This is a genomic window from Streptomyces sp. CB03234 (genome assembly GCF_001905885.1).
Lineage (GTDB): Bacteria > Actinomycetota > Actinomycetes > Streptomycetales > Streptomycetaceae > Streptomyces.
This window is the reverse complement of sequence record NZ_LIYH01000008.1, coordinates 352,350-373,909: the sequence shown is the minus strand read 5'-3', so window position 1 is coordinate 373,909 and position 21,560 is coordinate 352,350. Positions and strand designations below refer to the sequence as shown.

Sequence of the window (21,560 nt, the reverse complement as noted above, 5' to 3'; positions counted from 1 at the left end):
TGGATCGGGGATGTCAGGGCAGTCGCTGCTGCGTGGTCCAGTCGCAGCAGGTAAGCCCCGGCTGGTCGGGAATGCCGTCCTGGTCGGTGTCGATCTCGCCGTCGACGGTCGAGTACACGTCGCGCGAGTTCAGGTCGATGACGCCGTCGCCGTCCCAGTCGTTCAGCTTGCCCTTGAACGTGCCGAGGATGAACGCGTTGGTCATCGGGCCGACCTCGGGGTCGTGCAGGGTCGACAGGACGCCGTTGCCGGGGGTGAGGATCTGCTCCAGGGGCTGGCCCGCGATCCGGGCGAGGTTGACGTGGCCCCAGCCCTGGAAGCGGCCGCGGACGTACCGGATCGCCCACTCGTCGTGGACCTTGAACTGCGGCTCCAGGTGCCAGGTGCCGTAGCGGGCGAAGCCGATGTTGGCCTCGCGGACGCCCGCCGACGGGTCGTCGGCACGGCCCGACTTGAAGAACGGCCGGGGCACGAGCGACTCGAAGAAGAAGTTGCCCCGGTCCCGGCGGGTACGGTCCGTGAAGCCACGGAACAGGTAGTTGTCCACGTGCGGGGAGCCGTCGGCGTGCAGGCCCTCGATGGTCTTCGCGATGACGAGCTGCTTCTCGCGGGTCGCGACGTTCGGGCAGGCGTGCGCCTGGCCGTAGATCCGCGCCAGGCCCTGCGGGGCCAGCGAGATCTTGCCCCAGTGCTGGTTGGAGTCGTCCAGCCGCACGTAGAGGTCGCAGTGGATCAGCAGGAAGATCGTCTCGTCGAAGGTGCGGCCCGGCGTGAACCTGCCGGCCCGCCCGTCGAAGGCCGGGTCACCGGTCTGCAGCTCGCTGATGAACAGCTTGGACCACTCGGCGATCTCCGGGTCGGAGTCCTTGAGGAACGTCTGGAGCGTCGCCACGGCCTCCGGGCCGCCCAGCTTCTCCACGGCCCACAGCGCGTCCCAGCGCACCTGGCGGTCGCGGTCGTTGCGGATGGCCTCGGCCAGCAGCTCGATCGCGTCGCCGTGGTCCCGGTCCGCGTACTCGAAGAGCGCCTGCTCGCGCATCGCCGGGTCGGGGTGGTTCAGCGCCTGGTCGCGCAGCTCGTCGTTGCTGCGGTTGTCCAGCCGGATGGCCACCCGGTCCAGGGCGTAGCCGAAGTCGCTGGCCCAGGCCGCGGGGTCACCGGCGACGAAGCGCGGGTCGACGTTGCTGAGGGTGGTGCGGTACGCGAAGTTCAGCGCGTCCCGCTGCTCCGTACCCAGGTCCTCCAGCAGGACGGGGTCCGCCGCCGCGTCCGCCCAGGCGCCCGCTTTGCCGTCGGCGAGAGCGGCCGGGGACTTGTTGCACAAGTCGATAGCCATGTTCTGCGCTTCCTTCCCTTGAGGGCACATCGCTATCTGTAAGTTAAGTGAGTTTTGCTGGTGTGCCTTCTCTCAAGTTGGCAAGGCGTCAGGTCCGCACCGCGGCGGGCGGGAACAGGGGGTCGCCGGCCCCGACGAGCACCAGCGCGTCGGCGTTGCCCGGTCCGGCCGGCCGGGCGAGGAGCCGGGACAGCGCGGCCATCCCGGGCCGCAGCGCCACCGGCACCATCCCCATGCGCCGCGCCTGCGCCACCGCCCCCATGGCATGGGCCTGCCCGGCCCCGCTCCACAACGACCACTCCGCGACCACGGTCGCCGCGTACGGCAGGTGCGGCGCCCACCGCAGGGTCTCGCGCCGCAACACCTCGTTGGCGAGGGCGTACCCGCCCATGTTCCGGTGCGGCGCCCGCGCGGTGACCGAGCCGAACACCACCAGGTGCCGCAGCTCCTCGGCGTCGATGCCCGCCAGTACGTGCCGCAGGGTGCCCACCTTCGCGTCCCGCAGCTCCCGCAGGTCATCGGCCCGGGTACGGGCGACCGGACCGCCCGCGACGAGCCCCGCGCAGTGCACCACGGCGCGCACCGGGCCCGGCACCCGCCGCAGCGCGGCGTCGGTCGCACCGGCGTCGGTGAGGTCGACGCGCAGCGCCATGACCCCGCTCTGGTCCCGCAGCCGCCGCCATACGCCGGCGTCGCGCCCGGCCAGCTCCTCCGGCGCCGAGACGTCCAGCAGCACGGGTCGCATCCCGTGCACCACCGCCAGCACACTCGCCACCCGCAACCCGAGCCCCCCGAGCCCGCCCGTCACGATCGCGGTTCCCCCGCACGGCATCGCGGTTCCCCCGCACGGCCCGGTGCCTCCAGGCGGGCCGGCGCCTTGGCACGCGTCGGTGCCGTCCCGCGACGGGGGCCCCTCGCGGGACTGCACGCGGGACGTCAGCGCGGCGGGCTGCCACCCGAGTCGCGCCACGGCACCGGCCGCCGGCACCCCCGTCCTGCCCGCCACCCGCAGCTCGCCCCCCACCGCGTCAGCCACCCCGGCGAGCCTCCCGGCGTCCCATCCCGCCGGCCATGGCGCACTGCGGTCGGCCGGAAGCTCCGCCGACGCGACTCGCAGCCGCCCCGCGGACTCCCGCGCCGCCGCCCGCAGCAGACTCGCCCCGCCGGCCCCCCGGTGCAGCAGCACCACCCGCCCCGCCCCCGCCTCGGCGCGTGCGACCGCGTCGAGCAGCACCGCGTCGTACGCGTCGCGGTACCGCTCGCCCAGCACCACCGCCACCCCCGGCGCCCCGCCCGGCCGGGACGCCCGGCGCAACGCGTCCGCCACCGGGCCGTCCTCCGCCCCGAGCACTGTCCAGTCGCGCACCCCGCCGCCCGTCCCCGGGGCGACATCGGGGACCGGCTCCGGGACCGCCCGGAACGCCCGTACCCGGCCGCCGCCCCCGACTGCCTCGCCGCTCACCGGTTCAGCGCCGTGAGGAGCGTGGGAATGGCCTCACCCTGGAAGTCGACGTCCACGTCGAAGTCGTTGATCATCCCTTCCAGGACCAGCAGCGACAGCAGCGGGAACACGAACGCCGGCGCCGCCGCGACCCCCGACCGCCGCTGGAGGTCGAACAGCCGCGTCGCGAACGGCGCGAGGCGGAACTGCCCCGCCGTACGCCCCGTCGTGGCCGCGACCAGCTCCTCGACACCGGCCTTGAACGCGGTCAGGTCGCACTCGTCCGGTATGTGCTCCGCACTGCGCAGCACCACCTCGGCGCAGTCCGCGCCCCGCCCCAGGGACATGTTCATGAAGAACTGTGCGAACAGCTTCCGCACGTCGGGCGCCAGCTGGATGACGAACCCCGCGTCCAGCAGCACCACCGCGCCGTCCGGGTCCAGATACAGGTTCCCGGGGTGCATGTCGCAGTGCACCAGACCGTCGATGAACAGCATCCGGTACACACCCTGCAGCACCTGCCGCACGATCTGCCGGCGTGCCTCACGGTCCATCCCCGACGCCTCGAAACGGTGCAGTGGCTCCATGAACTCCATCACCAGCGCCCCCGGCCCGGAGGCCTCCGGCACCGGGGCCGGCAACCGGAAGCCGGGCAGGGCGGACAGGTTGGCGCGCAGCTTCGCCAGTGCCCTGGCCTCCTGCTCCAGGTCCAGCTGGGCCAGCACGGCCCCGCCCACCTCCTCCACCATCCGCCGCGCGGGCACCCGGCGCAGCGGCGGCAGCTGCTGCACCACCCGGGCCCCGGCCCGCAGCAGGGCGACGTCCGCGTACATGTGCCGCCGGATGCCGGGGCGGCGCAGCTTCACCGCCACCGTACGGCCGTCCGCGAGGCGTGCCCGGTGCACACAGGCGATGCTGCCGCTGGCGGTGGCCCTGCGCTCGAACGCCGTGAACGGCCAGTCCCGGCCTGGCGGATAGGCCTCCGCCAGCGCCCGCGACGTCTCCGCCGCCGTCATCGGCGCCACCCGGTCGTGCAGCCGCCCGAGGGCGCCGCACACCCGGGGCGGCAGCAGATCGGTGCGGGTGCTGAGCAGCTGCCCGCCCTTGACGAACGTAGGCCCGAGGTCGCTGAGGAGCCGTACGGCCCGGCCGTTGACGGCGTCGGACCGCCCGCCGCGGCCGGCTCGCAGCGAGTCGAACAGGCCGCCCGCGGCGTGGCGGACGGCGGTCGCGGTGATCACGGCGAGCCGACCGGCGAGCGCCGCGGGGGCAAGCCGCCGCGACGGCGCAGAGAAGTGGTCCACGGCATTCCTTCCGCTCCACGGCTGGTGACTTGGGAAACACTTACCGATGAGGAAGCCGAACGACCAGATGTCCGTACGAAAAGGCGGGAAACCACGGCGAGTTCACGCCGTTGACAGCACATGACTACTACTTAATATGAGAGCGATCCGGTGGGCGGCCGCCCACCGTGCGGAGCTCCAGGCCCCCGTCGAGCATCGGAGGACAGATGTCGGACCACCACGGCCCCGTCCCGCCGGAACCGCCCGTCGGGGAACTGCGCCGCGGAGCGGTCCGCGTGACGCTCCGTCTGGCCGCGGAGCCGGACCGTGTGTGGCCCGCACTGACCGAACCCCACGCGCTCGCCAGCTGGTTCGGGGACTTCTCCGCACCGCTGCGCGTCGGCGCGGACACCCGCCTCGACTTCGGTGACGGTGACTTCTTCACGGTGCGCCCGACGGCGATCGTCCCGGGGCGGAGCGTCGCCTTCGACTGGCGGTTCCTCGGCGTCGGCAAGCCGCAGTCCGTCGTGTGGACGCTGCGGCCCGGCGCCGAGGAGGGCCCCGGATCCGGGTCGGTACTGACCGTCGAGGACCACGACGACACGCGCGGCCCCGCCGAGGCCGCTCAACTCCTCGACGGCTGGGCCGACTTCCTCACTCGCCTCGGCACGCACATGCACACCGGCCGCAACACCCGCTACCAGTGGCGCGACGACATCGACGGCTCCGTGGACCTGCCCGCCGAACCGTTCCGGCCGCTGCGCCACCCGGCCGTCCTCGACTGGCTCCCCATCGCCGTGGACGGTTTCCGGCCCGCCTGGTTCTTCATCGTCGACGACGAGGGCCCCCGGCGGTTCGCCGTCAGCGACTGGCAGCTCCGGCTCGACGAGGAACTCACCTTCACCGTCGAGATCCCCGACGCCCGCACCCACCCCGCCTGCCGCGTCTCCACGGCCCCCGCGGGGCCCGGCAGAACCCGGCTGTCGTTCGTGCACCACGGATGGACCCGGCTCGGCCTGGCACAGGGCCGCGCCCAGGAACTGCGCCGACGCTTCGCCGCGACCTGGGTCGCCTCCCTCCGCACCGCCCGCGACAAGGCCACCACGGCCGGTACCGGCAGCCTCGGCGGCACCGACTGACCCGGTGGCTCCCCGGACGGCCCCGGGCCACGGAGGCCGACCCGCGACCCCGTGACCCCGCGACACGCCCGGAGCCGCACCCCGCGCCGTACGGCAGCAACCGACCGAGCCGTACGTCCCGCCCCCGACCGATCCGTACAGCGCGCCCCGCACACCGCCGCTCGTCCCCCCGCCCGCACGCGCCGCGTCAAGGAGGCGACGGACCATGCCCCCGTACCCGCCCGCCCCCGCGCCACCGGCATCACCGGCCGACGACCGGCTCGCCTCGGTCGAACGCGCCGTACGCCGGATGCGCGACCGCCTCGGCGAGGCCCAGTGCCTCTCCGACCACGCCGAGGCCGGCCTCTTCAGCCCGTTCCACTTCCACCGCGTGTTCCGCAGCGTCACCTCCGTGACGCCCGGCCGCTTCCTGGCCGCCCTGCGCATGGCCGAGGCACAGCGGATGATGATCCGCGGTGCGCCCCGCGTCACCGATGTGTGCACCGCCGTCGGCTACTCCAGCCTCGGCACGTTCACCACCCAGTTCACCAGGCTCGTCGGTATGTCCCCGAGCCGCTTCAAGCTCCTCGTCGACGAGCACGGCGACCGCCGCATCGGTGACATCGCCGACACCTGCGACGTCGCCGGAGCCGGGGGACTGCCCGCCACCACGCGTCCACGCCCGTACGAGGACACCCGCGGCGACATCACCGGCGAGGTCACCGGCGCCGGGCGCGACGCCCGCGGGCTGCTGTTCGCGGGCCTCTACCCGTATGGCGTACCGCAGGACCTGCCGGTGGGCTGCGCCGTCACGACCACCCCCGGAGCCGTGCGCCTCCGCGTGCCCGACGACGGCGCCTACCACCTGCTCGCCGTCTGGTTCGACCGTGACACCCGGGTTGCGGACGCCCTCGACGACCCCGCGGGCGAACGCCGCCTGGTCGGCACGGCCCGCGCGCCGCGCCGCGGCTCCCCGGCCCCCCTCACGCTGCGGCTGCGAGCCCCGCTGATCAGCGACCCGCCGATCGTGGTCGCGCTGCCCCTGCTCCTCGCCCTCGCCACCGAGACGACGCGCGTGGCGGACACCACCGGCCGCCGCCCCCGCACCACAGCGCCCGCCGCCGCCTCCGGCAGCGGCTGACCCGCCCGCCGTCGGACCATCCACCTGGGGGAGAGATGCTGACGTCCACCGAGTGCACCACCTTCCTCGACGCCATGGCCGCCGTTCCCGGGCCGGTCGCCGTCGTGACCACCGTCGACCCGTCCGGCGCCCCCTGGGGCTTCACCGCCAGCTCCTTCTGCTCACTGTCGCTCCACCCACCCCTGATCCTCGTCTGCCTCGCCAAGTCGGCGTCCTGCCACCCGGCGTTCACGCGGTCCGACGCGTTCCTCGTCAACGTGCTCGCGGACGATCAGGCCGACATCGCCCACCGCTTCGGCCGCACCGGCCTCACCGACAAGTTCGCGGACGGGCCCATGACGCCCACCGAACTCGGCATCCCCGGCCTCCTGGGCGCCGCTTCCCGCCTGGTGTGCGCCACCCACGCCGTCCTCGACGGCGGCGACCACAACATCCTCGTGGGCCGCGTCCACACCGCCATCGTCCAGGAGCGGCGTACGCCACTCGTCTACTGCAACCGCCGCTTCACCTCTACCGCCCGCGCCGGCTCGCGGTGAAGCTGTGGCCCGCGTGGACACGCAACCGTAGAGCGATTCGCGGCGCCCAGCTGGGCCATCAGGATCTGCAGGCGGCGGTACAGCGTGCGGCGGCTGCATCCCATTTCGCGGGCGATGACGTCGTCGCTCGCGCCACCCGCCAGGAGCCACAGCAGGCGGCGGTCGGCGGGGGGCAGTCCGCCTGGGCGGGTGGTGTGGCCGTGGAACGGCAGGGCGTTCTGCCACGACTGCTCGAACAGTGCCATCAGTGCGGAGAGCAGGCCGAACGGCTGCACGACGAGCATGGTGTTGTGCACGTCGGCCTCCTTGATCGACAACGACACGAGCGCGTACGCCTCGTCGATGACGACGAGTTCGACCGGCACCGACGGCAGCACCCTGGCCTGCTCACCGGCCTTGACGCACGGTTCGACGACCTCCGCCAGGTGGCCGGGGTGCTCCAGCGACTCCCGCGAGTACACGACACGCTGCGTCACACCGCGGGCGAGCGTGGCCAGCGCGTCCGGGCCGCCGCCTGGTCGATGCCCTACTGTGCCCAGGCCCGGAACGGGGGGTACGTCGACGGCGTGCTGCGGCCCGGCATGGTCCTCACCGTCGAGCCCGGCCTGTGCTTCCAGCCGGACGACCTCACCGTGCCGGAGGAGTGGCGCGGCATCGGCGTCCGCATCGAGGACGACCTGGTCGTCACCGACGACGGGCACGAGAATCTGTCGGCGGGCCTGCCGCGGTCGGCGGACGACGTCGAGGAGTGGATGGCCCGGTTCGCGGGCTGACTCCGAGGCGTAACGGCGGTGAGGGCTCAGGCGGCGGTCGCAGCGGCCCTGAGCGGGAGGAACCACCCGGGGCCGCGAGGTCAGTCGGCGGACTCGGTGCGCGCGGTGAGCAGCCCCTTCTCGGCGATCGCCGCCAGGGACAGTGTCCGGTACCCCATGGAGTCGAACAGAACGGTGATCCGGTCGCCCTCCTCACTCATGACCGTGCCGTCGCCCCACTCGCTGTGCCGGACCTGCGTACCCGCCGGGTACGAGGCCGCGGCGGGGTGCCGGGGCCGGGCGTCGTCCGGGTCCCCCACGCCCTCGGCGACTGTGCCGTCGGTCGAGGTGGGTGGGCGGCACACATCGCAATGGCCGCACGGGGGGTCGTACGGCTCACCGAAGTAGCCGAGCAGGAAGCGACGGCGGCAGGAGGTCGTCTCGGCGTACGCCAGCACCATCGCGAGCCTCGACCGCTCCAGCCTCCTTTGTGACTCCGCCGCCTCCACCGCCCGCGCGGTGGCGTCCTCGGACGTCACGCCCGGAACGGAACGCACCTCCCCGTCGGCGTCGGTGCGCACAGCTCCCGCCTGCTCCAGGAGGTTGGCCGCGGCCGTGACGCGGCGGTGTGACAGGTCCGTCCGCTCACCGACGTCGTCCAGGGCGACGGAACCGTTCCGTTCGTGGATCTGCTCCGCGACCTCGCCGAGGGTCTCCTCGTCGGGTGCCCGGGTGGCGAAGAGACGCTGGAGGCCGCTGTCCTCCGGCCGGTAGTGGAGGACCGCGACCGCCGGGTCTCCGTCGCGCCCGGCTCGGCCGATCTCCTGGTAATAGGCGTCGAGGGAACCGGGAACCGAGGCGTGGAGTACGAACCGGACGTCCTCCTTGTCGATGCCCATGCCGAAGGCGGACGTGGCCACCACCACGTCGGTCCCGCCGGACAGGAAGGCGTCGTGCACCCGGGAACGCTCACCGGCTGCCAGACCGGCGTGGTAGGCCGCGGCCGACAGGCCCAGCCCGGCGAGCTCGGCCGCGTACTTCTCGGCATCCTTGCGTGTCGCGGTGTACACGATTCCGGGCTTGCGCTCCGCCGCCGCGCGCTCCACCACCGCCCGGCGCTTGTCGGCGTCGTCCGGGAACCGGCGTACCTCCAAGGTGATGTTCGGGCGGTCGAAACCGGCCACGACCAGTGCGGGGTCCTCCATGTCCAGCCGCCGCACGATCTCCTCGCGGACCGGGGGAGCAGCCGTGGCCGTGAGCGCGAGGACCGTGGGCCGGCCCACCCGCTGGACCGCCTGCGCCAGGCGCAGGTAGTCGGGACGGAAGTCGTGGCCCCAGGACGCCACGCACTGCGCTTCGTCGACGACGAACAGCGAGGGCGCGGCACGTGCGAGGCGCTCGATCACCTTGTCCTTCGTCAGCTGTTCGGGGGAGAGGAACAGGTACTCGGCGTCGCCGTGCCGCACCGCCTCCCACGCTGCCTCCGTCTCTCCCGCCGCCTGGGCGGAGTTGACCGCGACGGCCTCCGGGGCGTGGTGGCCCAGCAGGCCGGCGATCTGGTCCCGCTGCAGGGCGATGAGCGGGGAGACGACGACGGTGGGCCCGGGAAGCAGCAGCGCGGCCACCTGGTACACCGCCGACTTGCCGGCGCCGGTCGGCATGACCGCCAGCGTGTCGCGGCCCGCCATGACCGCTTCCATCGCGGTCAGCTGCCCGGGCCGCAGGGCCCGCCAGCCGAACACGTCGGCGGCGGTGCGCTGCAAACGGTCCGAAGTGCCGGGGTCGCTTTCCTGCGGCATGGTGCCTCATTCCTGTACGTGGCTCAGCTGCGGTCCGGCCGCCCTTCCTCCCCGGTCGTCATGAGGTTCGTGTACCCCGCCCGCCGGGGGTTTGTCCGGTTGCGGGCGCATCAGCATGAATGTCCGATGAGCGGGTAGCCGCATTTCACTTGATCGACCGGGTGGATCCGTCTCTGCCCAGGCCGCCGGGGAGGCAGCATGCGAGGACCGGGGTACGGGCCGGGGGCCGGCGCGCTGGTGCTGGCCGTCCTTGCCGCGGTCAGTGCCTGCGGCACGCTTCCCGAACGGCGCGATGAGGTCACCGCGGAAGTCACCCGTTTCGAGCAAGCGCTGGACGCCGGACAGCACGAGCGGCTGTGCGCGGCTCTCGCTCCCGCCACCAGGGAGGAACTGGAGCACTCCGCCGAGACCCGTTGCGAGCAGGCCATCGGCCGGGCGATCGATGAGCGGGAGCTTCCCGCGGCGGGCGCTGTACGGGGCGTGGATGTGTACGGCGATCAGGCCCGGGTGGTGCTGGAGCGGGACACCGTGTTCCTGTCGCACTTCCCCGCCGGCTGGAAGGTGACGGCCGCCGGGTGCCGGCCGCGCCCCGAGCGGCCGTACCAGTGCGAGATCAAAGGCGGGTGACCACACATGAGGACACTGTTCATCGGAACCCTGCTGGTGATCGTCGGCGGTCTGGCGTACTTCATGGCCCTGGGGCTGATGCACCGATGAGCCCCGCACCGGAACCCGGCGGGGCGGCAGCGCCGGACCAGCACCGCGTACGGCGGTTTCTGCGGCACAACAGCCTCGGCCTGTTCTTCCTGGTCACGTTCGTGCTCGCCCTGGCCGGACAGGCGGTGGCCGGGTACGCGGCGTTCAACAACCAGCTCGTCGCCGACGGGCTGGCTCCCGTCGGCTTCGGGGCGTACGTGACGTCGTCGGACTTCGCCGTCGACGTCACGGAGAACTGGCAGTCGGAGTACCTGCAGTTCTTCCTGTACATCTTCGCCACCGTCTGGCTGCTGCAACGCGGGTCACCGGAATCCAAGGAACTCGACAAGGCCGGTACCGAGTCGGACAAGGACCAGATGGTCGGGGAGCACGCCACAGCGGACTCCCCGCGCTGGGCCGCGTACAAGGACTGGCGCGGAGTCGTCTTCTCGCGCTCGCTGGGCCTGGTCATGGGTGGGATCTTCCTGCTGTCCTGGCTCACCCAGTCGGTCACCGGTGTCGCGGCCTACAACGAGGAGCAGTTGCGCCGGTTCCAAGCCCCCACCACATGGGCCCACTACCTGTCCTCCGCCGACTTCTGGGACCGCAGTTTGCAGAACTGGCAGTCCGAGCTGCTGGCGGTCGCCTCCATGGCCATTTTCGCCATCTATCTGAGGCAACGCGGATCACCGGAGTCCAAGCCCGTCGGCGCGTCGCACTCCGCCACCGGCGTCGAAGGCTGAGCCGCTCACGGGCAAGCCTCCAGGGCAACCGCCTCAAGGGCAACCGCCTCCAGCGCAACCGCTTCAAGGAGGCGGTGAGGCAGCGCAAGGAAGCACCCGAAGGGCACCCGCCGAGCGGTGGAACGGGCAATCCGGTGCTTGAGTGACTCATCGGACATGATGCGAAGAAGGGGTTTTCCATGCGAGTGCGTGATTCCGTGGTCGTGGTCACCGGGGCTTCCAGCGGCATCGGCCGCGCCACCGCCGTTGCTTTCGCCCGCAAGGGGTGCCCCGTGGTCCTGGCGTCGCGGCGCGCGGAGGCGCTGGAGGCGGTCAGGCAGGAGTGCGAACGTCACCGTGGCGCTGAGGCGCTCGTCGTGCCGACCGACGTCACGGACCCCGGGGCGGTCGATGAACTCGCCCGGCGCACGGTGCGGCGCTTCGGCCGCATCGACGTCTGGGTCAACTGCGCGGCCGTCACCGTGTTCGGACCCTTCCAGGAGGTCCCCCTGGAGGACTCCCGCAAGGTCATGGACGTCAACGTCATGGGGTACGTGCACGGTGCCCGCGCCGCCCTCCGTGCCATGCGCGAGCAGGGCCGGGGAACGCTGATCAACGTCTCGTCCATCGTGGGCGTCGTCAGCCAGCCGTACACCCACGCCTACGGCATGTCCAAGTACGCCACCCGGGCGCTGAGCGCGAGCCTGCGCCAGGAGCTGCGGCTGGACAAGGCGAAGGGCATCCACGTGTGCACGGTGCTGCCGGCCACGATCGACACACCGCTGTTCGATCACGCCGCGAACTACACGGGCCGCAAGCCGCTGGCGATGCCCCCGGTCTACACGCCGGAGCGGGTGGCGCGGGCCATCGTGGACCTGGTGCGCGCGCCCCGCCGTGAAGTCGTGGTCGGTCCGGCGGGCCGTTCCATGGTGCTGGAGTCCAGGGTCATGCCGGGCATGGTGGAGCGGATGATGGCCCGCCAGGTGGACAAGGCCCACCTGTCCCGCAAGGAGCCCGCCCCGGCCGGCCACGGCAACCTGCACGTACCGGCGCCAGGGACGGGCGCGGCCCACGGCGGGTGGGGTGGGCGCCGCCGTACCGCGATGCGCCGGCTGACCACTGCCACCGTGCTGGCCTGTGCGGCGGTGGGCGCCGCACGACGGGTCCGCCCCCGTTGAAGACCTCCGGCAGACGGAACGTCCCTACGGTTGCGTGATCCGGTCGCGCAGCCAGGAGTCGACGCTGCTGAGCGCCGTCCTGGCCATGGCCGTGGGGTGGCCCGTGAAGCCGTGGGGGGACTCGGGGTAGACCTGGACCTCGACGTCATTGCCGCCTGCCGACAACCGGGCCGCCATCGCCAGGTTGTCCTCCAGCAGGACGTCCGCGCTTCCGACGATCAGCAGCGTTGGGGGGAGCCCGCCGAGGAAGCCGTAGACGGGAGAGATGTCGGGAACAGTGCGGTCCTCCACATGTCCGGCGTACGCCTGGATGAAGTACTCGTCCGCGATGCGCCGGCCGGCCGGGGTCCGCGCGCTCAAGTCGTAGGTGCCGAACTGGAGCGCGGCGCCGGTGAATCGGCCAACGGCACCTCTGTCTCTCAGCCGGAGCAGGGTCGCCAGGGCGAGTGTGGCACCCGCGGAGCTCCCGCCGATCGCAAGCCGGGACGTTCCGAAGCGGGCCTCGGCTTCTTCGACGAGCCAGAGCGCCGCTGCTTCACAGTCGTCGGGTGCCGCCGGCCAGGGGTGCTCAGGCGCCAGCCGGTAGTCGACGCCGACGACGGCGAGCTGCAGGGCGTCTGCGAGCCCGCGGTTGCGTCCGTCTCCTCGCGCCGCGGAGTCCATGTAGAAGCCGCCGCCGTGTATGTCCAGGTAGACACCCCGCGGCGGCCCGTCCACGGGCGTGAAGATCCTGACGGGGACGCGCAGTTCCGCGACTTCGATCGTCTCTTCGACGGCAGGCGGATCGGTGGCACGAGGAGCGGACCTCCTCGCGCGTGCCTCCTTGAGCTCCTCCAGTGTGCTGGGGCCACGGCCTGCCGCACGCCGCTTGTAGAACTCACGAGCTTCGTCGACCTGCTCCGCGGGTACGTCGGCGAACAGTGCCTCCAGCGCGAATCGCACGCGCCCTCCTCATCATTCGGGTCTCGACTCCACGCTATCGCCGACTGCTCCTGTGGAAGCACGTGCCCGTGCACGCCCGGCTGTCACGGCAGCCCATGGCTGATCACCCACCAACCACTGGACGCGTCTGCGCGCGCTCAGGCTCGCTCTGCGCAGCCTGGCCCGGTGAGACGCTCGGCGCTGCCACTGGGCACGTCCGGATGCATCTGGACCCATCGGCCGTCGATGGACTTCATCTCCACCCCGTAATACGGCTGGGGCGCCACAGTGGTCGCGTCGCACATGGCGGCGACCGGGATCACGCCGAACTGCAAGGACCTCGTGGTCCGGGCCGGATCGGCGCCCCTGTCGAGGACGTCGATCCGGTCGGCGAGGGCGGCGGCGTGCCCGGGGTCGGCGTGGTGTGCCGGATTGCCGTGCGGTGGTGTCCTAGCCGTCCTTGCCCATGGCTTTGCGGACGGCGTCCTTGGTGCGGTCCATGAGGGCGGCGACGGGTCCCACCATGACGTTGGCCGCCGCGGACTCGACGCCGGGGTGGGGCCGGGTGGGCGCCATCATCTCGGCGGCTTTGACGGCCCTGGCCATGGCGGCCAGCCCGGCCGCATCCGTGCTGCGGCGGATGTGGATGAACTCGTAACGCTCCTCGGCCCGTGCGTGGGCCTGCACATCGGCGCGCAGTGCCTGGAGCCGGGGCAGGAACTTCGGGTCGTCGGTGTCCATGTCGTCGAGCGCGGCAAGCGTCTCCTTGGCCGCCCGCTCCTCGGCGAGCCGTTCATCGACGACCTGCTCCCCACCCGGCAGGCTGCGGCGCGCGAAGGGGTGGACGACCTCTTCCTCGGCGGTCTCGTGGACCGCGAGGAGGCGTACGAGACGTCGGAAGGCCTCCCGCCGCTCGTCGCCCTCGGCGTGCTCCACGTCGTCCAAGAGGTTGCGGATGTCTCCGTGCTGGCGCATCAGCAATGCCACGACGTCGTCGTCCGCGGCGTTGTCCTGGCCCGCCGGAGGCGTAGGGATCTGGGACACGTCGGCTCTCCTACTTCTCCCGCATCGCGGGGTCGGGGTGCTCGCCCTCGGTCTCGACGCGGTACTCGCGCCCGAACATCTCGTCGTGCTGCGCCATCACCCGCTCACTCGGCGGCTCTTCACCGCCGTGGATCTGCGCCTGCATCCGCTCGAAGCGCTCGTGCGCCTCGCGCACATAGCCCGCACCCAGCGTGGTCAGGTCCATCTGGGTGTCGAGCAGCTCGCGCAGGTACGCTTTGTTCGGCTCGAACGTCAGTACGTTCGGTAGCTCGGGTGCCAGCACCGACTCCGGGTCACGGCCGTCGTGGCGGCGCATCAGGTCGCAGGCCAGGTGCAGGTGCTCCAGCTCCATGTTCAGATGCAGCTCCCAGACGGCCTTCACCTTGGGATCGCTCTCCTGCTCCATGAAGGAGTAGTACAGGTAGCACTCGTTGTACTCGTGGGTGACCAGCTGCTCCCACCATGTCTCTCCCGGGTCGACCAGCGACTCGTAGTGGGTGACGTGCTCCTCCTCGATCAGCCCGATCTCCTGGTACAGCTGGCGGGCGATCGGCTCCATGTAGGTGGGGCCGGTGTTCATGTAGAAGTTCATCGTCTGCTGCTCGGCCGACAGGATCGTCAGCGCGTGCAGCTTCGACAACGGGCTCGTGGCCTCGCGGTCGTACGGGTCACGGACGTTGTCGAACGGGTGACGGTGGTGGAACTTCGTCGGCCGGCCCGGCATGACCTCGGTGAGGCTGTCGACGATCGACTCGGCCTTGCGGTGCTCGATCATCTCGTACAGGTTCGCGTACCGGTACAGATGGTCGAAGTCCTCCAGCACACCGAACTGGTACGCCTGCTTCAGATACGGATCCGGCTCCATCCGGGCCACCCAAGCGGTCAGGTCGACCGCCACCTGCTCATAGGCGATCGTCGTCTCCAGCACCGACGACACACCCGGCAGCAGCCAGTTCACCACCTTCTGCTGCTGCGCCTCGATGTAGCGGGTCTGCGCCAGCTGCCGCTTGACCTCGGGGTCGACGGTGTTGCGGGCCAGCTGGTGGCTGAAGAGGACCGCCTCGACCTCGATGCCGTTCATCGTGATGATCCGGCAACGGGTGTACGGGTCGCAGCGGTCCGGGTCGATCGGCTCGACATCGAGCTCGCGCCAGTTCCTGATCTGACGGTCCAACGGGATACCACGCTGCTGCAGCGGATCGAACGTCATCCATGCCTCCTGGAGGCCGGTCGTGGGTCACACGGCTGGGTACCCCTGAAGGTGAGGGAGGAACAATGCAAAGACAGGGGCATGGCCATCCCTAGCCATTCGAAGCCCCGGCACTGCGCGGATCCGGTCTTCGTCATCCCGATGGGCCACCGCACGACTCGGGCCGGACCGGCACCGGGACCATCGCGGGTCGCCCGTGGCCCGCCCGAAGTGCATCGCCCGGTTCCCCGGCGGAGACTGTGTGCGGGGACGTTCCGGCATGCCGGCCGACCGATGGGGCCGCCGGCCGTGATCGCCTGCTCAGCCTCCCGCCGAGCGCCGTGACGACGCTGTTGCCGCGCTTGTCCACGGTGAGCCGGGTACCCGCTCTGCGCTTGGCATGTCCACCCACCGCCCCGGGCGCCTCGGCCGCTGTCCGGGGCAGAAAGGCAGAACCCGATGAACCGGTCGGCGCCTTCTCCCGCTCCCCCCGGCGGACCCCCTCAGCCTCGCAGGTCGATGGCCGTGACCGCGGTCATCGGAGTGGCCGTCATGGCAGCCGTCGACGAGATCGTCTTCCACCAGGTTCTGGGCTGGCACCACTTCTACGACCGCTCCACCACCGGCGTGGGCCTCATGTCCGACGGTCTGCTGCACACGGGGGAGTTGCTCGCCCTGGTCGCCGGGTTCTTCCTGTACGCGGACCTGCGCCGCCGCCGCGCCCTGGTTCCCGGCCACGCCTGGGCGGGGTTCTTCCTCGGTCTGGGTGCCTTCCAGCTGTTCGACGGGATCGTGGACCACAAGCTGCTGCGTCTGCACCAGATCCGCTACGGCGTGGACGTCACGCCCTACGACTGGGCGTGGAACGGGTGCGGCCTGCTCCTGCTCCTGGCCGGCCTCGCCCTGGGCGTCCGCGCCGCCCGGCGTACCCGCACGCCGGCACCGTGACACCGGCACACGTCCACCCCGGCCCGGCCGACGCGCCCGCCGCCCTGGCCGGGCCGCTGACCGCCGCTGCCGCCCTGCTGGTGGCCGGCGCCTACCTGGTGGCCGCGGCTCGCCTGCGCCGCCGCGGGGACGCGTGGCCGTGGTGGCGGGATGTGTCCTTCACCGGCGGAAGCGCCGCGTTGGCATGGGCGGTGGTGGGCGGGCTGCCGGACGGTCCCTTCACCGCGCACATGGCCCAGCACCTGCTCGTCGGCATGGCGGCACCGCTGCTGCTGGTCCTCGCCCGCCCCCTCACCCTCGCTCTGCGCGGCACGCCGGCCGGCCCCGTACGGCGGTGTCTGCTGGCGGTGGCGCGTTCACGGCCCGCCGGATGGCTCGCGTTCCCGCCGGTGGCGGCCCTGCTGGACATCGGCGGCCTGTGGCTGCTCCACCGCACCGGCCTGTTCGCCGTCACCCGGCATCACCCCGTGTGGCACCTGGCCGTGCAGGCGCACGTACTGGCCGCCGGAGCGCTGTTCACCTTCACCATCTGCCAGGTCGATCCGGTCCGCCGCCGTTGGGGCCCGGCTTTGCGCGGTGTCACGCTGCTCGCCGCCGGCGCCGGCCACGCCGTACTCGCCAAGACCCTCTACGCCGCTCCGCCTCCCGGCACCTCGTACGACGCGTCGGACCTGCATACCGGCGCCCAACTCATGTACTACGGCGGCGACCTGGTCGAGCTCGCCCTCGCCGTCACCCTGGCCATCCAGTGGTACGCGAGGACCGGCCGCGCCCACGCCCGCCGCGCCGTCCTCACCGGTCCGCGACAGGCCGGCTGACCGCGGCCTGTGACCACTGTCACCAGCCCGTCCGGCACCGTGTGCCCGAGGCGGTGTGGTGAGGTGTGGTCCATGACGACGACCGACTCGACGACCGACCCGACGCGTGACGCGACGCGTGACGCGATCGTGGTGCCGGAGCTGTATGTCGGCTATCCCGGGGTGGCCTTCGGAGGCCATGTCGCCGGCCTGCTCGCCCAGCGTGTGGAGGCCGGGACCGTACGGGTGGATTTCCGCGGTCCCGTGCCGGTCGAGACGCCCGTGCGGATCGCCCGAACGGCGGACGGCGGCTGCGAGTTGGGGCACACCGGCCGGCCGCTGGTGACGGCGGCTCCGGCCCGGGGGCCGCTGCTCGACGTGCCCGAGGCGCCGTCCTGGGACGAGGCGTGGGCGGCGGCCGAGACGTTCCGGGCGGACCCGCCCGACGGTGTGATCGACTGCTTCGGCTGCGGTCTCCGTACGCCCGGACGCGGCCTGCGCCAGCATTGCGCCCCGGTGCCGGGCCGCTCCGTCGTGGCCTGCGGCTGGACCCCGGAGCCCACCCTCGCCGGCCCGGACGGCCTCCTCCCGCCGGAGCTGGTCTGGGGCGTCCTGGACTGCCCGGGCAACTGGGCGGGCCGCCTGCTCGGCACCCAGCGACCGGGCGCGGTCACCGCCTCCCTCACGGGGACGCTCCTGCGCCCGGTGGCCGTGGGCGAGCCGTACGTCTCGTACGCCTGGCTGCTCTCCGAATCGGGCCGCAAGCATCGTATGGGCGTCGCCCTCGCCACGGCCTCCGGCGACCTCTGCGCCCTGGGTGAGTCCCTCTGGCTCGACCCGCGCCCCCAGGGCTGAGGGGCCGGCTCACGCGCCGTGCCCGAGTCGCAGCAGGGCCGCACGGTCCACCTTGCCGTTGACCGTGCGCGGGAAGTCCGGCAGGAGCAGGATGCTTTCGGGGACCATGACGGCGGGGAGCAGCTCGGCCATCCGCGTCCGCAGGGTTCGTTCGTCGGCGAGGTGATCGCCGGGTGCCGTCGCAGGCGGTGCGGTGGAGGCCAGGGCGAAGGCGATCAGGCCCGTTCCGGTGTCGTTGGCGACGACGACCGCCTCGCGGACGCCCGGCTGGGCCGCCAACTGGGCTTCCACTGCACCGAGTTCGACCCGGTGGCCACGGATCTTGACCTGGTGGTCGCGGCGGCCGACGAAGTCGAGTGTGCCGTCGCGGTTCCAGCGGACGAGGTCCCCGGTCCGGTACATGCGCGCGCCGTCGACGCCGGCGAACGGGTCGGTGAGGAAGACCCGCCCGGTCGCCTCCGGCCTGCCGTGATAGCCGCGGGCGACGCCGGCGCCGCCGATGTACAGCTCGCCGGTGACGCCCACCCGCACCGGGCGGCATTCCTCGTCGAGTACGTACAGCCGGGTGCCCGGGACCGGCCGGCCGATGGACACGGGCCCGGGAGCGTCGAAGCGCGCATAGCTGGCCCAGACGGTCGCCTCGGTGGGACCGTACTCGTTGACCAGTGCCACTTTTGTGTCGGACAGCAGCTCGAAATGACGGTGCAACAGCGACTGGGGGAGGGGCTCGCCCGCGACGGTGACCGTGCCGAGGGAGCGCAGAGCGTCCATGCCCAGGTGCTCGGCCGCGTCGAGGAGGACGGCATACAGGGACGGTACGCACAGCAGGTGGGTGACGCCGTGCCGGGCGACGAGCCGGACCAGCAGGCCGGGGTCGCGTACCTCTTCCGAGGTGGCGACCACCAGATGGCCGCCGGCCGTGAGGGTGCCCCAGATCCCCGCGACGGAGGAGTCGAAGGCGAGCGGTGACACGAGGAGGAACACCGGCTCGCCCGGGTACACCGTGCGGCGGGCCGCGGTCGAGGCGGCGAGTTCACGGTGACCGACCAGGACGCCCTTCGGCTCGCCCGTGCTGCCCGAGGTGTAGATGAGGTAGGCGGTGTCCTCGGGTCCCGCGTCCTCGTACGACGGCTCGTGCGGCTCGTACCGCTCGTGCGGCTCGTGCGGCTCGTGCGGCTTCCGTGGGTGTACGGACGTGTCGTCCGCAGCCCGGCCGGCCGCCCCCTGGTCCTCCTCCGTCCAGTTGCCCCCCACCACTACGCGCGGCAGGCCGGGCGCGACGGCGCGGGACGCCGTCAGCGGTGTCACGGCCACGGCGGTGACACCGGCGTCCGACAGGATGGAGCCGATGCGCGCGTCCGGATGGGCGGTGTCCACGGGCACGTACGCGGCGCCGCAGCGCAGTGTGCCGAGGACGGCGGCGACCATCGCCAAGGAGGGCTCGGCCAGAACGCCGACGCGGTGTCCGCGCGTGACGCCGGCCGCGGCCAGCCCGGCGGCGACGCGCGTCGCCCAGGAGTCGAGCTGCCCGTACGTGACCGACGCGCCACCGCTGCTCACGGCCACGCGCTCGGGATGGGTCCGCATCCACTCGGTGACGCGTACGTGGACGGGCACGGTGTCGGTATCCGTACCCGTCAGCTGCTCCCCGTGGCCCAGGGCCAGGAGCGTGTCCGGGTCCACCTCCTCCGCCGGATCCGGGAGCAGGTCCGCCACGGCCGTCGCCGCGGCCGGTACGGACTCGCTCACGGGCGCGTCGAGCTCCGCGAGCGACCGCTCGATGGCGTGCAGGGTGGGGTCGTGGCGCAGCATGTCGCGGTGGCTCACCTCGACGTCGTACGCGCGGAAGTCACGGAAGCCCAGTTCCGACCAGTCGCGGTCGTCCTCGCCCATCAGCGCCACGTCGTCGGGGTGGTAGCGGTCCGGCGTGGCGAACAGACGCACCGGGATGTCCTGGGGCCGGGGCCGGTAGCCGGTGACGGCCGTCCAGAGGGATCCGTACACACGCAGACGCGCTTCGAAGGAGGCGAGGTCGGCTTCGAGGATGTCCTCGCTCCTGTCCTTCAGCGCGTGGAAGACCTGGGCGGCGTCCAGCTCGCCCGCGGGCATCTCCAGGCCGGTGGCCGAGGCGATGCCCGCCAGGCGCTGCTGGATCAGTTCTTCGAGGACGAGGGGCCGGCGGTAGAGCGAGGTGTTGAACAGGGAGACGGACAGCACGTTCCAGCCCCGGGCGCGCAGCTCGCGCGCCAGCTCGTAGGCGAAGGTGCCACCGGAGCAGTAGCCGGCCAGGTGCAGGGTGCGGGGCAGCGCGGACTCCTCCACGACGCGCACGAAGTCGGCCGTCATCTCGTCCAGGTCCGTGAAGGGCAGGCCGTCGCGCGGGTCGAGCCCCCGCGCCTGGAGCCCGAACACGGGGCGGTCGAACGGCGCCCCGCCGAAGCGCTGCAGACCGATGACCCCGCCCCCGCCCGAGGGCAGGAGCAGCAGGGGCGCTCCGGCGCCCTTCTCGTTGAGCGTCACGAGCCGCTTGCCCGACGCCGGTACGCCTCGTCGGATCCAGTCGCTGATACCCCGGAACGTCTGGGCATCGAACACGACCTGCACCGGGAAGTCCGTACGGAACGCCTTGCACAGTGCCGTGGTGAGGCGGGCAGCGGCCAGCGAATTGCCCCCGGAGTCGAAGAAGTTGGTGTCGAGCGACGGCGGCGTCGAACCGAGGACGCGGAACCACTGTGCTGCCACGACCACTTCCACGGCATCGCGTTCGACGAAGGACGACATGGTGGGGGACTCCCTTGGATGACGGGGCGGATCAGGCATGGGGGTGGAGACAGAAACCCGGCTACGACTACGGCCGGTCCGCGGCTACGGATACGCACGCCGGTCGGCGCTCGCCATGGGCGTGAGTGACGGCGGTACGGAGGAACCCACTGCGACGGGCGTGCCTGCGGGTGCGGCTGATGATGAGCCGGCTCTCCGCGCGGTACGCGTCGCACAGTTCATGGTGGGCCGGCTCGCCCCCGGCACACCCGCCGGACACTAGCAGATGGTTCGAACACCCCTGTCCGGCAAGGGCTTTGAGCGAGCGATGTCACACGCGCTTTACAATCGGGCAGGAGTGTGCAACGTTTCGATCAGCGCCGGGCTCGTGCTGGAGGCGCCGACAGCGGTCGCACGTCTCGACCGGACCGAGCGACCATCGGTCGACGAGGACCGCTCCGCACGTACACACCACCGTTTCGGGGGAAACGACGATGAAGACGCCGCATTGGCATCGCTCGCGCAGGCTTGCCGCCCCAGGGGTACGGCAAGCCGGTTGACGCGGCCCCACCCGTGTAGGGTGACGCTCCATCGCGGCCAACGCCCTTTGTTTTGCACGGTCTTTGGCCCGCGACGCGCGAACACACAACTTCACCAGGGCGGCAGGGCCCAGGAAGCCGGTGCGAATCCGGCACGGTCCCGCCACTGTGACTCAGGCTCCGCCTGACAGTCAGGAACTGACCTGTCGCCTTTCTTTCCGACCGCTTAGGGGACGTGGAGATCCCTGAAGGAGGCATCTCGCCATGGCTCGACCCATCAGTACACGCCACCGGCGCTTCTCGCGACGCACCTGGTCACCGTGATCTGAGTCCGGAACCATCCGCGTCCGGAGCGCCTGCCTGCCCGGCCGGCGAAAGCCTCGGCGAACGCATTCCGCGACACACACGCACTGCGACACACACCGCGCCCACCGTGCCCGCCGCCCCGGGCGCGCGCGGCGTTGGAACCGCGTCCTGTCAAACCACCCGCCCGGAAGGGGCTGTT

General features: G+C 72.0%; 17 protein-coding genes, 2 pseudogenes and 1 riboswitch. Of the genes and pseudogenes, 10 read left to right on the top strand and 9 right to left on the bottom strand.

What is annotated here, in order from left to right:
- Nucleotides 1-13: 13 nt before the first annotated feature.
- The 3 genes from AMK26_RS32515 to AMK26_RS32505 form a co-directional block, all read right to left on the bottom strand.
- Nucleotides 14-1,336, bottom strand: a complete 1,323-nt coding sequence (locus tag AMK26_RS32515; RefSeq protein WP_079277921.1) for a HEAT repeat domain-containing protein — start codon at nucleotides 1,334-1,336, stop codon at nucleotides 14-16.
- Between the two features lie 88 nt (nucleotides 1,337-1,424).
- Nucleotides 1,425-2,798, bottom strand: a complete 1,374-nt coding sequence (locus AMK26_RS32510) for a KR domain-containing protein (protein WP_073759211.1) — start codon at nucleotides 2,796-2,798, stop codon at nucleotides 1,425-1,427.
- A complete protein-coding gene (locus tag AMK26_RS32505) occupies nucleotides 2,795-4,081 on the bottom strand; it encodes an ABC1 kinase family protein (protein ID WP_073759209.1) in 1,287 nt (428 codons plus the stop codon). The genes AMK26_RS32510 and AMK26_RS32505 overlap by 4 nt, the downstream gene beginning before the upstream one ends.
- Before the next feature lie 275 nt (nucleotides 4,082-4,356).
- Here AMK26_RS32505 and AMK26_RS32500 point away from each other — a divergent pair, with 275 nt between their 5' ends.
- The 3 genes from AMK26_RS32500 (at nucleotide 4,357) to AMK26_RS32490 (ending at nucleotide 6,855) form a co-directional block, all read left to right on the top strand.
- Nucleotides 4,357-5,199, top strand: a complete 843-nt coding sequence (locus tag AMK26_RS32500; protein ID WP_158071165.1) for an SRPBCC family protein — start codon at nucleotides 4,357-4,359, stop codon at nucleotides 5,197-5,199.
- A gap of 205 nt (nucleotides 5,200-5,404) precedes the next feature.
- The gene (locus AMK26_RS37470) at nucleotides 5,405-6,319 is read left to right on the top strand and encodes a helix-turn-helix domain-containing protein (RefSeq protein WP_073759205.1); all 915 of its coding nucleotides are present in this window, start codon (nucleotides 5,405-5,407) and stop codon (nucleotides 6,317-6,319) included.
- A gap of 35 nt (nucleotides 6,320-6,354) precedes the next feature.
- The gene (locus tag AMK26_RS32490; RefSeq protein ID WP_073759203.1) at nucleotides 6,355-6,855 is read left to right on the top strand and encodes a flavin reductase family protein; all 501 of its coding nucleotides are present in this window, start codon (nucleotides 6,355-6,357) and stop codon (nucleotides 6,853-6,855) included.
- On the opposite strand, the pseudogene AMK26_RS32485 reads toward AMK26_RS32490, so the two are convergent.
- Nucleotides 6,807-7,370, bottom strand: a pseudogene (locus AMK26_RS32485) (hypothetical protein); the annotation flags it as partial. The gene AMK26_RS32490 and the pseudogene AMK26_RS32485 sit on opposite strands and share 49 nt — an antisense overlap.
- Nucleotides 7,371-7,385: 15 nt before the next feature.
- Here AMK26_RS32485 and AMK26_RS32480 point away from each other — a divergent pair.
- Nucleotides 7,386-7,628: pseudogene (locus tag AMK26_RS32480) on the top strand (M24 family metallopeptidase); the annotation flags it as partial.
- A gap of 80 nt (nucleotides 7,629-7,708) precedes the next feature.
- Here AMK26_RS32480 and AMK26_RS32475 read toward each other — a convergent pair.
- Nucleotides 7,709-9,406: a RecQ family ATP-dependent DNA helicase gene (locus AMK26_RS32475; RefSeq protein ID WP_073759201.1), complete on the bottom strand. Its 1,698-nt coding sequence runs from the start codon at nucleotides 9,404-9,406 to the stop codon at nucleotides 7,709-7,711.
- Nucleotides 9,407-9,604: 198 nt separating this feature from the next.
- Between AMK26_RS32475 and AMK26_RS32470 the strand changes: the two genes are divergently transcribed.
- The 3 genes from AMK26_RS32470 (at nucleotide 9,605) to AMK26_RS32460 (ending at nucleotide 12,002) form a co-directional block, all read left to right on the top strand.
- A complete protein-coding gene (locus AMK26_RS32470) occupies nucleotides 9,605-10,033 on the top strand; it encodes a hypothetical protein (protein ID WP_073759199.1) in 429 nt (142 codons plus the stop codon).
- 86 nt (nucleotides 10,034-10,119) lie between these two features.
- Entirely contained in the window at nucleotides 10,120-10,845 is a 726-nt protein-coding gene (locus AMK26_RS32465) for a DUF6766 family protein (RefSeq protein ID WP_073759196.1), read from the top strand.
- Nucleotides 10,846-11,024: 179 nt separating this feature from the next.
- A complete protein-coding gene (locus tag AMK26_RS32460; protein ID WP_073759194.1) occupies nucleotides 11,025-12,002 on the top strand; it encodes an SDR family oxidoreductase in 978 nt (325 codons plus the stop codon).
- A 24-nt stretch (nucleotides 12,003-12,026) separates the two neighbouring features.
- Here AMK26_RS32460 and AMK26_RS32455 read toward each other — a convergent pair whose 3' ends face one another.
- From AMK26_RS32455 to AMK26_RS32445, 3 genes are all read right to left on the bottom strand, one after another.
- On the bottom strand, nucleotides 12,027-12,944 hold the full coding sequence (locus AMK26_RS32455; RefSeq protein WP_073759192.1) for an alpha/beta hydrolase: 918 nt from the start codon (nucleotides 12,942-12,944) through the stop codon (nucleotides 12,027-12,029).
- A 429-nt stretch (nucleotides 12,945-13,373) separates the two neighbouring features.
- Nucleotides 13,374-13,967 carry a hemerythrin domain-containing protein gene (locus tag AMK26_RS32450; protein ID WP_073759190.1) on the bottom strand — a complete coding sequence of 198 codons (594 nt, stop codon included), beginning with the start codon at nucleotides 13,965-13,967 and terminating at the stop codon, nucleotides 13,374-13,376.
- Nucleotides 13,968-13,977: 10 nt separating this feature from the next.
- Nucleotides 13,978-15,177 (bottom strand): hypothetical protein, encoded by a 1,200-nt coding sequence (locus tag AMK26_RS32445; protein WP_073759188.1) that lies wholly within the window; start codon nucleotides 15,175-15,177, stop codon nucleotides 13,978-13,980.
- Nucleotides 15,178-15,675: 498 nt separating this feature from the next.
- Between AMK26_RS32445 and AMK26_RS32440 the strand changes: the two genes are divergently transcribed.
- From AMK26_RS32440 to AMK26_RS32430, 3 genes are all read left to right on the top strand, one after another.
- Complete coding sequence (locus AMK26_RS32440) at nucleotides 15,676-16,104, top strand: DUF2243 domain-containing protein (protein ID WP_107421087.1); 429 nt, start codon at nucleotides 15,676-15,678, stop codon at nucleotides 16,102-16,104.
- Nucleotides 16,101-16,922: a cytochrome c oxidase assembly protein gene (locus AMK26_RS32435; RefSeq protein WP_073759184.1), complete on the top strand. Its 822-nt coding sequence runs from the start codon at nucleotides 16,101-16,103 to the stop codon at nucleotides 16,920-16,922. The genes AMK26_RS32440 and AMK26_RS32435 overlap by 4 nt, the downstream gene beginning before the upstream one ends.
- A gap of 72 nt (nucleotides 16,923-16,994) precedes the next feature.
- A complete protein-coding gene (locus tag AMK26_RS32430; protein ID WP_073759182.1) occupies nucleotides 16,995-17,756 on the top strand; it encodes a hypothetical protein in 762 nt (253 codons plus the stop codon).
- 9 nt (nucleotides 17,757-17,765) lie between these two features.
- Here the strand turns inward: AMK26_RS32430 and AMK26_RS35930 are convergent, their stop codons facing one another.
- On the bottom strand, nucleotides 17,766-20,537 hold the full coding sequence (locus AMK26_RS35930) for an amino acid adenylation domain-containing protein (RefSeq protein WP_158071164.1): 2,772 nt from the start codon (nucleotides 20,535-20,537) through the stop codon (nucleotides 17,766-17,768).
- A gap of 626 nt (nucleotides 20,538-21,163) precedes the next feature.
- A riboswitch (cobalamin riboswitch) is annotated at nucleotides 21,164-21,276 on the top strand.
- The last annotated feature ends 284 nt before the right edge of the window (nucleotides 21,277-21,560 follow it).

Bases quoted from the DNA above. Each gene is read 5' to 3' on its own strand.
- AMK26_RS35930 (WP_158071164.1), bottom strand. From the start codon at position 20,537: ATGTCGTCCTTCGTCGAACGCGATGCCGTGGAAGTGGTCGTGGCAGCA.
- AMK26_RS32515 (WP_079277921.1), bottom strand. From the start codon at position 1,336: ATGGCTATCGACTTGTGCAACAAGTCCCCGGCCGCTCTCGCCGACGGC.
- AMK26_RS32440 (WP_107421087.1), top strand. From the start codon at position 15,676: ATGGCCGTGACCGCGGTCATCGGAGTGGCCGTCATGGCAGCCGTCGAC.
- AMK26_RS32475 (WP_073759201.1), bottom strand. From the start codon at position 9,406: ATGCCGCAGGAAAGCGACCCCGGCACTTCGGACCGTTTGCAGCGCACC.
- AMK26_RS32460 (WP_073759194.1), top strand. From the start codon at position 11,025: ATGCGAGTGCGTGATTCCGTGGTCGTGGTCACCGGGGCTTCCAGCGGC.
- AMK26_RS32445 (WP_073759188.1), bottom strand. From the start codon at position 15,177: ATGACGTTCGATCCGCTGCAGCAGCGTGGTATCCCGTTGGACCGTCAG.
- AMK26_RS37470 (WP_073759205.1), top strand. From the start codon at position 5,405: ATGCCCCCGTACCCGCCCGCCCCCGCGCCACCGGCATCACCGGCCGAC.
- AMK26_RS32465 (WP_073759196.1), top strand. From the start codon at position 10,120: ATGAGCCCCGCACCGGAACCCGGCGGGGCGGCAGCGCCGGACCAGCAC.
- AMK26_RS32490 (WP_073759203.1), top strand. From the start codon at position 6,355: ATGCTGACGTCCACCGAGTGCACCACCTTCCTCGACGCCATGGCCGCC.
- AMK26_RS32430 (WP_073759182.1), top strand. From the start codon at position 16,995: ATGACGACGACCGACTCGACGACCGACCCGACGCGTGACGCGACGCGT.
- AMK26_RS32470 (WP_073759199.1), top strand. From the start codon at position 9,605: ATGCGAGGACCGGGGTACGGGCCGGGGGCCGGCGCGCTGGTGCTGGCC.